This window comes from Streptomyces sp. NPDC088097 (genome assembly GCF_044741845.1).
GTDB lineage: Bacteria > Actinomycetota > Actinomycetes > Streptomycetales > Streptomycetaceae > Streptomyces.
The window spans coordinates 83,361-96,697 of sequence record NZ_JBIUTJ010000012.1 but is presented as its reverse complement, the minus strand read 5'-3'; the positions used below and the strand labels follow the sequence as shown (position 1 = coordinate 96,697).

At 73.5% G+C, this 13,337-nt stretch carries 12 protein-coding genes; 10 read left to right on the top strand and 2 right to left on the bottom strand.

What is annotated here, in order from left to right:
* The first annotated feature begins 132 nt into the window (after positions 1 to 132).
* The 3 genes from ACIOD1_RS27240 (at position 133) to ACIOD1_RS27230 (ending at position 2,435) form a co-directional block, all read left to right on the top strand.
* Positions 133 to 1,293, top strand: coding sequence for a glycerophosphodiester phosphodiesterase (locus ACIOD1_RS27240; RefSeq protein ID WP_365627014.1), 1,161 nt, complete (start codon positions 133 to 135; stop codon positions 1,291 to 1,293).
* Positions 1,294 to 1,366: 73 nt separating this feature from the next.
* The gene (locus tag ACIOD1_RS27235) at positions 1,367 to 1,891 is read left to right on the top strand and encodes a sigma-70 family RNA polymerase sigma factor (RefSeq protein WP_401905182.1); all 525 of its coding nucleotides are present in this window, start codon (positions 1,367 to 1,369) and stop codon (positions 1,889 to 1,891) included.
* Between the two features lie 37 nt (positions 1,892 to 1,928).
* Complete coding sequence (locus ACIOD1_RS27230) at positions 1,929 to 2,435, top strand: GNAT family N-acetyltransferase (RefSeq protein ID WP_365627008.1); 507 nt, start codon at positions 1,929 to 1,931, stop codon at positions 2,433 to 2,435.
* 105 nt (positions 2,436 to 2,540) lie between these two features.
* Here ACIOD1_RS27230 and ACIOD1_RS27225 read toward each other — a convergent pair whose 3' ends face one another.
* Both ACIOD1_RS27225 and ACIOD1_RS27220 read right to left on the bottom strand, forming a co-directional pair.
* The gene (locus tag ACIOD1_RS27225) at positions 2,541 to 2,984 is read right to left on the bottom strand and encodes a hypothetical protein (RefSeq protein WP_365627005.1); all 444 of its coding nucleotides are present in this window, start codon (positions 2,982 to 2,984) and stop codon (positions 2,541 to 2,543) included.
* Between the two features lie 10 nt (positions 2,985 to 2,994).
* The gene (locus tag ACIOD1_RS27220; RefSeq protein WP_365627002.1) at positions 2,995 to 3,363 is read right to left on the bottom strand and encodes a hypothetical protein; all 369 of its coding nucleotides are present in this window, start codon (positions 3,361 to 3,363) and stop codon (positions 2,995 to 2,997) included.
* 68 nt (positions 3,364 to 3,431) lie between these two features.
* Between ACIOD1_RS27220 and ACIOD1_RS27215 the strand changes: the two genes are divergently transcribed.
* From ACIOD1_RS27215 to cobT, 7 genes are all read left to right on the top strand, one after another.
* Positions 3,432 to 4,079, top strand: coding sequence for an HAD family hydrolase (locus tag ACIOD1_RS27215; protein WP_365626999.1), 648 nt, complete (start codon positions 3,432 to 3,434; stop codon positions 4,077 to 4,079).
* 369 nt (positions 4,080 to 4,448) lie between these two features.
* Positions 4,449 to 5,525 carry an ATP-binding cassette domain-containing protein gene (locus tag ACIOD1_RS27210; protein WP_365626997.1) on the top strand — a complete coding sequence of 359 codons (1,077 nt, stop codon included), beginning with the start codon at positions 4,449 to 4,451 and terminating at the stop codon, positions 5,523 to 5,525.
* Complete coding sequence (locus ACIOD1_RS27205) at positions 5,522 to 6,190, top strand: methionine ABC transporter permease (RefSeq protein ID WP_401905177.1); 669 nt, start codon at positions 5,522 to 5,524, stop codon at positions 6,188 to 6,190. The genes ACIOD1_RS27210 and ACIOD1_RS27205 overlap by 4 nt, the downstream gene beginning before the upstream one ends.
* Before the next feature lie 112 nt (positions 6,191 to 6,302).
* A complete protein-coding gene (locus tag ACIOD1_RS27200) occupies positions 6,303 to 7,172 on the top strand; it encodes a MetQ/NlpA family ABC transporter substrate-binding protein (RefSeq protein WP_401905175.1) in 870 nt (289 codons plus the stop codon).
* 231 nt (positions 7,173 to 7,403) lie between these two features.
* A complete protein-coding gene (locus ACIOD1_RS27195; protein ID WP_401905172.1) occupies positions 7,404 to 8,090 on the top strand; it encodes a GNAT family N-acetyltransferase in 687 nt (228 codons plus the stop codon).
* Positions 8,091 to 8,144: 54 nt separating this feature from the next.
* Entirely contained in the window at positions 8,145 to 9,365 is a 1,221-nt protein-coding gene (gene cbiE, locus ACIOD1_RS27190; protein ID WP_365626985.1) for a precorrin-6y C5,15-methyltransferase (decarboxylating) subunit CbiE, read from the top strand.
* 245 nt (positions 9,366 to 9,610) lie between these two features.
* Complete coding sequence (cobT, locus tag ACIOD1_RS27185; RefSeq protein ID WP_401905170.1) at positions 9,611 to 12,976, top strand: nicotinate-nucleotide--dimethylbenzimidazole phosphoribosyltransferase; 3,366 nt, start codon at positions 9,611 to 9,613, stop codon at positions 12,974 to 12,976.
* Positions 12,977 to 13,337: the final 361 nt, after the last annotated feature.

Below are 13,337 nucleotides of genomic sequence, written 5' to 3'. Positions count from 1 at the left end.
GTTCCGGCCGTGTTCCTCCGGATCCCATCCTGCCGCCATCCCCGCTTGCCTACGATCGCCACGCCGACGACGGGCCGTACGACCCGGAGATCCCGGGCCGACGGACCCGTCTCGTGACGAGGGGTGGCACTCATGACACAGGGTGGGGCAGCACGGCGCACGGTACTGGGGGCGGCCGTCCTGGCGGCCGGCACCGCGATCACCGCCACGGCCGCGGGCAGCGCCGCCGCGGCCCCGGGCGGGCACGGCGAGGGTGGCTACCGCGACCTCCCCGTGCCCACCGTCATCGGCCACCGGGGCGCCAGCGGCCACCGGCCGGAGCACACCCTCGGCTCCTACCAACTGGCCCTCGACCTGGGCGCCGACGTGATCGAGCAGGACCTCGTCCCCACCAAGGACGGCCACCTGGTGTGCCGCCACGAGAACGAGATCGGTACCACCACCGACGTCGCCGACCACCCCGCCTTCGCCGGCCGCCGCACCACCAAGACGGTCGACGGGGTCGCGGTGACGGGCTGGTTCACCGAGGACTTCACCCTCGCCGAACTGCGGACCCTGCGCGCGAAGGAGCGCATTCCGGCCGTTCGCCAGCGCAACACCCTCTACGACGGCCGCTGGGCCGTCCCCACCTTCGAAGAGGTGCTGCGCTGGGCCGACCGGGCCGGCCGCGAGCGGGGCCGGCGCGTCTGGCTCCACGTGGAGACCAAGCACCCCACCTACTGCCGGGGCCTCGGCCTCGGTCTGGAGGAGCCCCTGTCGAAGCTGCTGCGCCGCTACGGGCGCGACGGCCGCGACTCCGCCACCTTCCTCCAGTCCTTCGAGCCCTCCAGCATCCAGCGCCTCGCGCGCCTGGTGTCGGCCCCGCGCGTGGTCCTGCTGTCCGCGGCCAACACCCGGCCCTGGGACTTCGAGGTCGCCAAGGACCCCCGTACGGTCGCCGACCTGGTCAAGCCCGAGGGCCTCGCGTGGATCGCCGGCTTCGCCCAGGGCATCGGCCCCACCCTCGACCTGATCGTCCCGCGTGACGCCCAGGGCCGACTGGGCACGCCCACCACCCTGGTCCGCGACGCCCACGCGCGCGGCCTGGTCCTGCACCCCTACACCGCGCGCAACGAGAACACCTTCCTGCCCGCCGAATACCGCAAGGGCGCCGATCCGGCCGGCTACGGCGACGCCTTCGGCGCCTTCAAGCGGTACTTCGAACTGGGGATCGACGGAATCTTCACCGACAACCCGGACACCGGACTCCTCGCGGCGCAGGACTTCCGCCCGGGCCGCGGCGTCAACCGCTAGACACCTTTACTCGTACGGGTGTTCCGGGTCCGGCGTCGAAACCGCCGGACCCGGCGCCCGCGTCCCGCCCGGCATGGACCAGCTGAAGGAACCCGACCTCCTCGCGGAACTCGGCCCGCTGCTCTCCGCCGAGGCGGCGGCGGAGGCCCCGGCCGCCGGGATGGAAGCCGCCGACCTGGAACAAGCCGTCTGGGTGCGGTTGCTGGAGCACGGCCCCCGTGACCCCGATCCCACCGGCCGCGCCCGCTGGCTGCGCCGGGCCGTACGGACGGAAGCCCGGCTCGCCCGGAGGCGGAGCCGGCGCGAGGTGACGTACGGAGCCACCCCCGCGGACGCGGCCGGCGCGCCCGAGACGGCCCTGCTCCACGGGGAGGAGAACCGGGTCCTGCGGTCGGCGGTCGCCCGGTTGCCCGGACGGTGTCCGCAGCTCATGGGGGCACTTCTTTCGCCACGGGACCTCACCTACCGTGAAATCGCAGGAGAGTTGGGTATCTCACAAGGAAGTTTGGGGCCCGTCCGTTCCCGTTGCCTGGGATGTCTGCGCAGAATGCTGGCTGCAGAGGTTGCGGCTCCTGGCCTGTGGGGAAAGGAGCGGTAGACCGACGGGCCACCAGGTGAGCGGGAGGCATGCGCACATGGGCATGAGCGTGATCATTTCGGCGGCGGCCGCCGAAGACGCCGAGCAGATCATCAAACTGCAGTATCTGGCGTTCCAGCGGGAGGCCGAGCTGTACGGCAACTACCTGATCCAGCCGCTCACCCAGTCCCTGGACTCCCTGAAGGCGGAGCTGGCCTCGGACACCGTCCTGGTGGCTCGGCTCGGCGACGAGGTCGTCGGCGCGGTACGCGGTCGCGTGGGCGAGGACGGCACCGCGAGCATCACCAAGCTCTGCGTGCACCCGCGCCTCCAGGGTCACGGCCTCGGCGCGCGCCTGCTGCGCGGGGTCGAGGAGGCCCTCGCCGGCCTCGGCGCCCCCACCCGCTTCCGGCTGCACACCGGCCACAAGAGCGAGTCGAACCTGCGGCTGTACCGCAAGGCCGGCTACCTGGCCGTGGGCAACCGCACCGCCTCCGACGGGGTGCACCTGGTGATCCTGGAGAAGGAGGCCAAGGACCCGACGGAGTACGCCGTCAGCGCGTAGGACGGTCCCGATCGACCGGGAGGGCGGGCCGCCACGGCCCGCCCTCCCGACGTTTCCGGTGGACTCCCGTCGTTCGCCCCGACCCCGACCCCACTACCGCTACTGCTACCGCTTCGCGCGGAGCCAGAGCATGCCGGTGATCGGCAGGACGATCGGGATGAAGAGGTAGTCCATCCCGAAGCTCGACCACACGGTCGCGTCGGGGAAGGACTCGGGCCGGACCAGGGTCCAGGTGCCCACGGCCAGCACACCCGCCAGCTCCACGCCGCAGCAGACCAGCGCGGCCTTGCGGGAGCGCTCGCCGCCGCGCACCAGCGAGTACGTGATGAAGGCGTAGGCCAGGGCGGCGGCCGCGGACAGGGAGTAGGCCAGCGGGGCCCGGTGGAACTCGGTGGAGATCTGGAAGGCCGACCGCGAGACCGCGCCGACCACCATCACCCCGTACAGCCAGACCAGCAGCAGGCCCGGTCCGGAGACCAGTCGCTTGCGGGCGGCGGGCTCCCGGCTCGCGGGCCCGTGCGCGCCCGTGTCGGTCGTCGTGTCAGGCACCGGCGTCGTGTCAGGCACTGGCGGATCCCCAGATGTCGTAGAGCCGGACTTCGAGGACGGCGAGGACGACCGCGCCCGCGGCCACCGTCACCGGACCCCACTTCGTCCGCTCGGTCAGCGAGAGCATTCCCGCGGCCGGCACGGCCGCGAAGGCGCCCAGCAGGTAGGCCACGAAGAGCACCGTGCCCTGCGCGGCCTCCTGCCCGCGGGCGAGCTGGACCAGGCCGACCACCAGCTGGGCCAGGACCAGGAGGGTCACCACGGCCATGCCGATGAAGTGCCAGTCCTTGGTCGGCTGGTCCCGCCAGGCGGCGTGGCCGCACCAGGCGGCGAGGGCGAGGGCGGTCACACCGATGGCGACCGTCAGGGCGTCGAGCATGCTGCGAGGGTATTACGGGCCTTAAGACCCGATGCGCTCACCCCTGGGCCCGGGCTTTCCTGGAAGGCATGAACCTGTACGCCGAAGCCCTCCTGTTCGACAACGACGGAACGCTCGTCTCCTCCATGGACTCCGTCCACCGCTGCTGGACCCGCTGGGCCCGGGAGTACGGCATCTCCGACGAGGACTTCGCGCGGGTCGAGCTGCACGGCCGTCCCGCCGCCGAGATCATCGCCGAGCTGCTGCCCGAACCCGTACGGGCCGCCGCGCTCGCCCGCATCGAGGTCCTGGAGGTCCAGGACGTGGCCGGCGGGGTCGTCGTCCTCCCCGGCACCAAGGACCTGCTGGGCGCCCTGCCCGCCCACCGCTGGGCCGTGGTCACCTCCGCCACCCGCCCGCTGGCCGAGGCCCGGCTGCGCGAGGCGGGCATCGAGGCACCCGAGCTGGTGGCCGCCGACGACATCACCCGGGGCAAGCCCGACCCGGAGCCCTTCCTGCTCGCCGCCCGCCGCCTGGGCGTGGACCCGGCCCGCTGCGTGGTGTTCGAGGACGCCCCCGCCGGACTGACGGCCGGCCGCGCGGCCGGCATGCGGACCGTGGCCTTGACCACAACGCACCCCGCTGCGGAGCTCCACGCCGACCTGGTCGTGCGCGACCTCTCGGCCGTGTCCGTGCAGGTCACCGAGGCCGGTCTGACCATCGGGACGCTCGGCTGAAATCGATCGACCCTGTCCGCTATGCGGCCACTTTTCGTCCGTATATCGGACAGCGTTGATCGGTCAAGTGACACGTCTGGTTTACTGGGGTCATGACCACGACGAGCAGCCGCACCCTTGCGACCGAGGCGACGATGACGCCCGGTGCTCGTTGTATGTGTCGAATGCGCGCCTTCTGAGGGCCCCTCCCGTACGTCTCGCGCCCCGAAGCGAGCCCGGCCGAGCCCGTCCGCGCAACCGGACCGCTCCTGCCCCGCGCACGCGCTGAGACCGTCGATACATCCCGGTTTCAACCCGTACCGCGTCCCCAGACGAATGCCCCGTGCCCGGCACCCGCAGCGCCGTGCACTCGACAGCGACGGAATTCCTGTGATCACCACATCGGGCCTCACGAAGGTCTACCAGTCCCGTGGCCGTGAGGTCACCGCCCTGGACGGCGTCGACCTGCACGTCCGCGAGGGCGAGGTCTACGGCGTCATCGGACAGAGCGGCGCCGGCAAGTCCTCCCTGATCCGCTGCGTGAACCTGCTGGAGCGCCCCACCACCGGCACGGTCACCGTCGACGGCCTCGACCTCACCGCCCTCGCCGGTCGCGGTCGCCGCGCCGGCAAGGAACTGCGCGAGGCCCGCAGCCGCATCGGCATGGTCTTCCAGCACTTCAACCTGCTGTCGTCGCGCACCGTGCAGTCCAACGTCGAGCTGCCCCTGGAGATCCTCGGCGTCTCCGGCCGCGAGCGCTCCCGCAAGGCCCTCGAACTCCTCGACCTCGTCGGCCTCACCGACAAGGCCAAGGCCTACCCCGCCCAGCTCTCCGGCGGCCAGAAGCAGCGCGTCGGCATCGCCCGCGCCCTGGCCGGCGACCCCAAGGTGCTCCTCTCCGACGAGGCCACCAGCGCCCTGGACCCCGAGACCACCCGCTCCATCCTGCGGCTGCTGCGCGACCTCAACCAGCAGCTCGGCCTGACCGTCCTCCTCATCACCCACGAGATGGACGTCGTCAAGACCGTCTGCGACTCCGCCGCCCTCATGAGGAACGGCCGGATCGTCGAGTCCGGCACCGTCGCCGAACTGCTCGCCACCCCCGGCTCCGAGCTGGCCGGCGAACTCTTCCCCGTCAGCGGCGCCGCCACCGGCCCCGACCACACGGTCGTGGACGTCACCTTCCACGGCGAGGCCGCCACCCAGCCGGTCATCTCCCAACTGGCGCGGACGTACAACATCGACATCTCGATCCTCGGCGCCGCGATGGACACCGTCGCCGGCCGCCAGATCGGCCGGATGCGCATCCAGCTGCCCGGCCGCTACGAGGACAACGTCGTGCCCGTCGGCTTCCTGCGCGAGCAGGGCCTCCAGGTCGACGTGGTCGAACTCGCCGATGCCGACGCGGGCCTCCTGGCCGACGAGGCCCCCGTACTGCCCGCACTGGTCGAGGATGGTGCCAAGTGACCTGGTCCGAAATGCAGCCCCTGCTCACCCAGGGCACGTACGACACCCTCTACATGGTCCTGTGGTCCACCCTGGTGACCGTCCTCGGCGGACTGCCCATCGGCATCCTCCTCGTCCTCACGGACAAGGGCGGCCTCCTGCGGAACCGGCCGGTCAACAAGGTCCTCGGCGTGATCGTGAACATGGGCCGCTCGCTGCCGTTCATCATCCTGCTGATCTTCCTGATCCCGGTCACCACGGCCGTCGTCGGCACCTTCATCGGCCCCACCGCCATGATCGTCCCGCTGGCCATCGGCGCCATCCCCTTCTTCGCCCGCCTCGTCGAGACCGCCGTCCGCGAGGTCGACCACGGGCTCGTCGAGGCCGTCGAGTCCATGGGCGGCGGCGTCCCGACCCTCGTCGGCAAGGTTCTGCTCCCGCAGGCCCTGCCCTCCCTGGTCGCCGCCGTCACCACCACCGTCATCACCCTGATCGGCTACTCCGCCATGGCCGGCGCGGTCGGCGGCGAAGGACTCGGCTCCAAGGCCATCACCTACGGATTCCAGCGCTTCGAGACCGGCTTCATGGTCGCGACGGTCGTCGTCCTGATCGCGCTCGTCACGGTGATCCAGCTCATCGGCGACGGCGTGGTACGCGTCCTCGCCCGCCGCGGCCGGACAGCCTGAAACAGGCCCGGCCGCACCCGAACTCCCCACCCCGAGAGAGCCCGCACTTGTCGTGCCTGGGCCACCACCCGCGGGTCCCGACCGGACCCGCACCGTCAGAAAGGCACTCTTCGTGCGTAAGAACATCAAGCTCACCGCCTTCGCCGCCGCCTCCGCCGCGCTCGCGCTCGGCCTCACCGCCTGCGGCAGCTCCTCGGACCCGTCCTCCTCCACCAAGGCGGACGGCGGCAAGACCGACGAGAGCAAGGCGCTGGTCATCGCGGCCTCCCCGAGCCCGCACGCCGACATCCTGAACTTCGTCAAGGGCAAGCTCGCGGCCAAGGCCGGCCTCAAGCTGGAGGTGAAGGAGTTCACGGACTACGTCCTGCCCAACACCGCCACCGAGCAGGGCCAGGTCGACGGCAACTACTTCCAGCACAAGCCGTACCTCGACGACTTCAACAAGAAGAACGGCACCCACATCGTGCCCGTCGTGAACGTGCACCTGGAGCCCCTCGGCCTCTACTCCAAGAAGGTCAAGGCCCTCTCGGACATCAAGGCCGGCCAGACCATCGCCGTCCCCAACGACACCACCAACGAGGGCCGCGCGCTCCAGCTGCTCGCCGCGAACAAGCTCATCACCCTCAAGGAGGGGGTCGGCACCGGCGCCAAGCTGTCCGACATCACCGACAAGAAGGGCCTGGAGTTCAAGGAGCTGGAGGCCGCCACCGTCCCGCGCGCCCTGAACGACGTCGACGCCGCGATCATCAACGGCAACTACGCCATCGAGGCCAACCTCTCGCCGGCCAAGGACGCCCTGATCCTGGAGAAGGCCGAGGGCAACCCCTACGCCAACTTCCTGGCGGTCAAGGACGGCAACCAGAACGACCCGCGCGTCCAGAAGCTCGCCAAGCTGCTGAACTCCGACGAGGTCAAGAAGTTCATCGAGGAGAAGTACCAGGGCTCGGTCATCCCCGCCTTCGGCGCCCCGGCCGCCTCCTGACCCCGGACTCCCACCCCGGGCCGCGGGCGCGGCCTGCCCGCTGAGAACTGCCTGGTGGACACGGATTCCCGGCCCCGCGCACCCCTCGTGGTGCGCGGGGCCGCGCTCTGCCCGCTTCCGGGCAGCCCGGCCCTGCACATCCCCCGGCCGATGCTGCATGCTGAGGCCTACGACCCGCACGAAACGGTCCCGCACCACGGTCGCACCACGGTCTCAGGCATGGAGCTGCGCATGACTACCACCTTCCCGGACGTCACCATCAGCACGGACCGGTTGGTACTGCGCCCCTTCGAGGAAGAGGACGTCATGGCGCTCGCCGAGATGATGAACGACGAGCAGATCACCGCCTGGACCTCCGCCCCGCACCCCTACACCCTCGCCGACGCGCGCCACTGGGCCACCCGCCGGTCCCACGCGGAGCGCACCGAGGGCCGCGGCATCGTCCTCGCCGTCACCGAGTTCCTCACCCACCGCCTCGTCGGCATCGTGCACCTGCACCACACCGACTGGCGCACCCGCACCACCGAGGTCGGCTACGTCACCGCGCCCTGGGCCCGGGGCGAGGGCTATGCGAGCGAATCCGTACTCGCCCTCGCCCAGTGGCTCTTCGGGGAGCAGCGCTTCGAACGCCTCGAACTGCGCACCGCGGCCGACAACACCGCCTCCCAGCAGGTCGCCCAGAAGGTCGGCTGCATCAGCGAGGGCGTCCTGCGCAACGCCTGGATAGTGCGTACCCAGGCCGGCGACGGGAGCTGGGTCGAGACCCGCACCGACCTCATCGTCTGGAGCCTGCTCCCCGAAGACCTCGACGAGGAGGAGGACTTCGCCGGACACGGCGGCGGATACGCCTTCGGACAGCGCGTCGATGCCAACGGATACGCCATCGGCGCCGACTGGAACCGACCCGTGAACAGGTAGTCTCACCGTGCCCGCCCCCTCCGCGCCCGCCCCCACCCCAGGAGACTGACGACGATGGCCGACCGGGTCACGGTGATCGGCTTCGACGGCTCACCCCTGACGGCGGCCGCCCGCTCCGCACTCTCCGCCGCCACCCTCGTGGCCGGCGCCGCCCACCACCTCGCACTGCCCGAGGTGCCGCCCGGCGCCGAACGCGTCCGCCTCGGCAGCCTCGACCTCGCCGCCCGCCGGATCGCCGGCCACCGCGGCACGGCCGTCGTCTTCGCCGACGGGGACCCCGGCTTCTTCGGCGTCGTACGCGCCCTGCGCGCCCCGGAGCACGGCCTGGAGGTCGAGGTCGTCCCCGCCGTCTCCGCCGTCGCGGCGGCCTTCGCCCGCGCCGGCATGCCCTGGGACGACGCCCAGGTGGTCGTCGCCCACCGACGCACCCTGCGCCGGGCCGTCAACGTCTGCCGGGCCCACGGCAAGGTCGCCGTCCTCACCTCGCCCGGCGCCGGCCCCGCCGAACTCGCCCTGCTGCTCGAAGGGGTCCACCGCACCTTCGTCATCTGCGAGGAGTTGGGCACCGCCAACGAACGCGTCACCGTCCTCACCTCCGACAAGGTGGCCGACCACACCTGGCGCGACCCCAACGTGGTCATCGTGATCGGTGGCGCCGGACAGACGTCCGCGACCGCCGAACCCGGCTGGCTCCAGGGCCAGACGCAGGGGCTCGCCCCCGTCCGGGGGTGGGCCCGGCCGGCCGCCGGAGTGGGGGAGGGCGCCGGTGAAGGGGAGTTCGTACACCTGCGCGCGGCCCAGCTCGCCCGCCTCGGGCCTCGTCCCGGAGACCTCGTCTGGGACATCGGCACCGGCTCCGGAGCCCTCGCCGTGGACGCCGCCGCCCTCGGCGCCGCCGTCATCGCCGTGGACGCCGACCCGCGCTCCTGCGCCCGCGCGACCGCCGCCGCCCGCGAACGCGGTGTCCGGCTCCAGGTCGTCCACGGCCGCGCGCCCCACGTCCTGGAGAGCCTGCCCGAGCCCGACGTCGTACGCGTCGGCGGCGGGGGCGCCGAGGTGGTCGAGGCGGTGGCCGACCGACGCCCCGAACGGATCGTCAGCCACGCCTCCACCCGCGACGAGGCCGAGGCCATCGGACGCGCGCTCACCGAACACGGGTACGCCGTCGAGTGCGCCCTGCTCCAGTCCGTGGGCCTCGACACCCGGACCTGGGAGGAACAGGACCGTTCCGTCGTGTTCCTCCTGGCAGCCGAACGCCCCGTGAACCGCCGCTGAGCGGGCCGGGGTAGGCTGGCCGATCGTCGTACCGCCCGGTGGACGCGCGACGTGGCGCAGTCCACAGCGGACCGTGCCGGTTTCTGGCCGACACGACGACCGACGAGCGCGACAATGCTCAGGAGTTGTTGTGCGGCGCGCGAGACGCGCCACCGTACGGCGACACCGCACGGCAAACGCCGCACGGCGGGCCCTGTGGGCGACCGGGCGAGCGAAGAGGCAACACCGATGGGCGAGGGGTACGCATGACTGACACCGGCCAGGTTCCGGGCGAGGGTCACCCGGACAACGGGGGCATGGTGGATCAGCAGGGCATCCCCGCTCCTCTTCCGCCCCTCCCGCCGATGCCCCCGCAGCCCCCGGTGGGCTACGCCTTCCAGGACCTCGTCGACGACCCGGTCGAGGCGGAGGACGAGGAACTCCTGCTGATGCCGAGCGGTCAGGGCTCCTGGAGCGACCCCCAGGTCGTCCCGCAGGCCCCCGTCTTCGCGTCGGAGTTCCCCGCAGAACCGGTCTACACGGACTACTCGCAGGCGGCCCCGGCCCCCGGCGTCGGCTACCCGGCCCCCGGCCGGGTCGGCTTCCCCGAGGCAGGTTTCCCCGAGGCCGGATACCCCGAGACCGGTTACTCCGTGCCCGCGCAGGCCGCGCCCGGCTTCCCCGAGGCCGTTCACCCCGAGGGCTCCTACGCCGACCCGTCGGCCGCCGCAGCCCCCCTCGGCTACGCCGAACCCGCCGCCTACAGCGCCGGCGCCCACGAGGCCGGCGGCCGTGACACCGGCGCGCTCGACCTCGGCGGTCTCCTCTCCGCCCCCGCCCCGGTCGCCCCGCAGGCCCCCGCCGCGCCCGTGACCCCCTCGCGCCGGCCGCTGCACATGGGCCCGCCCGTGCCCGACGCCACCGGCGGAGTCGTACGTTCCCTCGCCGACCGGGGTCCGGCCGCCGCGCCGACGGCGCCGGTCGCGCCCGTCGCGCCCCTGAACCACGCCGCGCCGCTCGCCCCGGTCGCGGCCCCCGAGGCACAGCCGCAGCCCGAGCCCGTCGTGGTCCTCGCCGTCGCCGCGCCGGAGCAGCCGCAGGCGGAGCAGGCCCAGCAGGCTCCCGCCCCCGTGGCCCCCGGCCCGCCCGCCCCGCTCGCCGCCGGCCCCGAATACCTGGACGCCCCGCAGGCCGTGGCTCCCGAGGCGGTGGCCCCGGCCGCCCCGCAGCTCGCCGAGGTCCCGCCGCAGGGCGGCGCCCCGTGGACCGTCGAGGCGCCGGAGCCGGTGGCCGTGCCGGAGCCCGTGTCGGCCCCCGACGCCGTCGTGCTCGCCGCGGCCGCCCCCGATGCCTTCACGCCGCAGGCCCCCGTCGAGGCGGTGGCCCCCGCAGCGCAGCCGGAGCCGCAACCCGAGCCGCAGCCCGAGCCCGCCGTCGTGCCCGCCGTCGTGCCCGAGGCGCCCGAGGCCGCGCAGGAATCCGTCGCCGCCCCGGAAGAGGCCCCGCAGGCCCCCGCGGTCGAGGCCCCGCAGGTCCCCGTCGCCGAGACGCCCCCGGCCGCCGAGGAGCCCCCGGCCGAGCCGCAGCCCGAGCCCGAGGCGCAGTCCGACCCCGAGCCGCTTCCCGAGGCCCCGCAGGCCGTGGTCCCGGCCCCCGCAGAAACGGTGGTCCAGGCCCCCGTCGAGGCGGTGGCCCCCGAAGAGCGGCCCGAGCCGCAGCCCGAGCCCGTGATCGTGCCCGAGCCCCTCCTCGTCCTGGTGCCGGACCTCATCGAGGCGCCCGAGGCCGCGCAGGAGCCCGCCGCCGCCCCCGAGGAGGCCCCCGAGGTCGCCCCCGAAGCCCCGGCCGCCGAGGTCGTCGAGAGCGCGGAACTCCCCGAGCCCGCCCCGGTCTCCGCCGGCGAGGCCGCCCCCGGCTACGCCGACGCCGAGCGCGAGGCCGTCCTGCGCGTCATGCGCGAGCGCCGCGACATCCGCAAGGGCTTCCGCAGCGACCCCATCCCGCACGAGGTGCTGCTCCGCGTCCTGGAGGCGGCCCACACGGCGCCCAGCGTCGGCCACTCCCAGCCCTGGGACTTCGTCGTCATCAAGTCGGCGGAGACCCGCCGCACGATGCACCAGCTCGCCGAGCGCCAGCGCGAGGCCTACGCGAAGTCGCTGCCCAAGGGCCGGGCCAAGCAGTTCAAGGAACTCAAGATCGAGGCCATCCTCGACACCCCGGTGAACATCGTGGTCACCGCCGACCCCACCCGGGGCGGCCGCCACACCCTCGGCCGGCACACCCAGCCGCAGATGGCCCCCTACTCCTCCGCGCTGGCGGTCGAGAACCTCTGGCTCGCCGCCCGCGCCGAAGGCCTCGGCGTCGGCTGGGTCAGCTTCTTCGACGAGCGCGAGATGGTCCGCTCCCTCGGCCTCCCCGAGCACCTGGAGGTCGTCGCGTACCTGTGCGTCGGCTACGTGGACGAGTTCCCCGACGAGCCCGAGCTGGCCCAGGCCGGCTGGTCCCAGCGCCGCCCGCTGGCGTGGGTCGTGCACGAGGAGACGTACGGGCGCCGCGCGCTGCCCGGCGAGGCGCCGCACGACCTGCTCTCCGAGACGGTCGCCGGCATCCGCCCGCTCGACGCGAAGGCGCTCGGCGAGGCCTGGGAGCGGCAGAAGCGCATGACCAAGCCCGCCGGAGCCCTCGGCATGCTGGAGATCATCTCCGCGCAGCTGGCCGGGCTCTCCCGGGTCTGCCCGCCGCCGATCCCCGAGCCGGCCGCCGTGGCGATCTTCGCCGGTGACCACGGGGTGCACGCGCAGGGCGTCACCCCCTGGCCCCAGGAGGTCACCATGCAGATGGTGGCCAACTTCCTGGGCGGCGGAGCGGTCTGCAACGCCTTCGCCAACCAGGTCGGCGCCGAGGTCTGCGTGATCGACGTGGGCGTCGCGGGCGACCTCCCGGCCACCCCGGGCCTCCTCCCGCGCAAGGTCCGCCCGGGCACGGCGGACATGTCCACCGGCCCGGCGATGACCCGCGAGGAAGCCATCGCGGCCATCGAGGTCGGCATCGAGACCGCCCGCGACCTCGTCGCGGCCGGCAACAAGGCGCTGCTCACGGGCGAGATGGGGATCGCGAACACCACGGTCTCGGCCGCGCTGATCTCGGTCTTCACCGGGGTCGACCCGGCGGAGGTCACCGGCCGGGGCACCGGCATCAACGACGAGACCCACGCCCGCAAGGTCGAGGTCGTACGGCGCGCCCTGGAACTCCACCAGCCCGACCCGGCGGACCCGATCGGCGTCCTGGCGGCCATCGGCGGCCTGGAGCACGCGGCGATCGTCGGACTCCTCCTCGGTGGAGCCTCGCTCCGTACGCCGGTCATCCTGGACGGCGTGAGCGCCGGCGCTGCCGCCCTCGTGGCCCGCGCCATCGCCCCCGAGTCCCTGTCGGCCTGCATCGCCGGCCACCGCAGCGCCGAGCCGGGCCACGTGGCGGCCCTGAACAAGCTCGGCCTGCGCCCGCTGGTCGACCTGGACCTCCGCCTCGGCGAGGGCACGGGCGCCCTCCTGGCCCTCCCGCTGGTCCAGAGCGCGGCCCGCGCGATGCACGAGGTGGCCACCTTCGACTCGGCCGGCGTCACCGAGAAGTAGCCCCCGAAGAGCGGCCCGCCCCGCCCCGGGCCGGCGCCCTCGTCCCCCGACCGGGCGCCCCGGCCGGCGGGCCGGGCCCCGGCCCCGGCGCGGTCGGACGCCACTGTCCGACCGGGGAACGGGCCGGCGCCCGGGGCCGGGCGCGTCCCGCGCCCCGCCCGGGGCCGGGCGCGTCCCGCGCGAGCGGCCCCCACCCGGCCGATCCCGACCGACATGCACACCCCGGCCCCGGGCCGGACCCCAGCACCGCCCGAACCAGGGCCCCGACGGCCCTACGACACGGGGAAAGGCCTGGCCAGGCGCACGCCGACCACCGGCCCCGCAGGCACCCGCGGAGCGGATGGGTCGTATCGTGGTCCCG

What these genes read in the sequence shown, in the direction of transcription:
- ACIOD1_RS27240 (WP_365627014.1), top strand. Translation starts at nt 133, where the DNA reads ATGACACAGGGTGGGGCAGCACGGCGCACGGTACTGGGGGCGGCCGTC.
- ACIOD1_RS27235 (WP_401905182.1), top strand. Translation starts at nt 1,367, where the DNA reads ATGGACCAGCTGAAGGAACCCGACCTCCTCGCGGAACTCGGCCCGCTG.
- ACIOD1_RS27230 (WP_365627008.1), top strand. Translation starts at nt 1,929, where the DNA reads ATGGGCATGAGCGTGATCATTTCGGCGGCGGCCGCCGAAGACGCCGAG.
- ACIOD1_RS27220 (WP_365627002.1), bottom strand. Translation starts at nt 3,363, where the DNA reads ATGCTCGACGCCCTGACGGTCGCCATCGGTGTGACCGCCCTCGCCCTC.
- ACIOD1_RS27215 (WP_365626999.1), top strand. Translation starts at nt 3,432, where the DNA reads ATGAACCTGTACGCCGAAGCCCTCCTGTTCGACAACGACGGAACGCTC.
- ACIOD1_RS27195 (WP_401905172.1), top strand. Translation starts at nt 7,404, where the DNA reads ATGACTACCACCTTCCCGGACGTCACCATCAGCACGGACCGGTTGGTA.
- cbiE (WP_365626985.1), top strand. Translation starts at nt 8,145, where the DNA reads ATGGCCGACCGGGTCACGGTGATCGGCTTCGACGGCTCACCCCTGACG.
- cobT (WP_401905170.1), top strand. Translation starts at nt 9,611, where the DNA reads ATGACTGACACCGGCCAGGTTCCGGGCGAGGGTCACCCGGACAACGGG.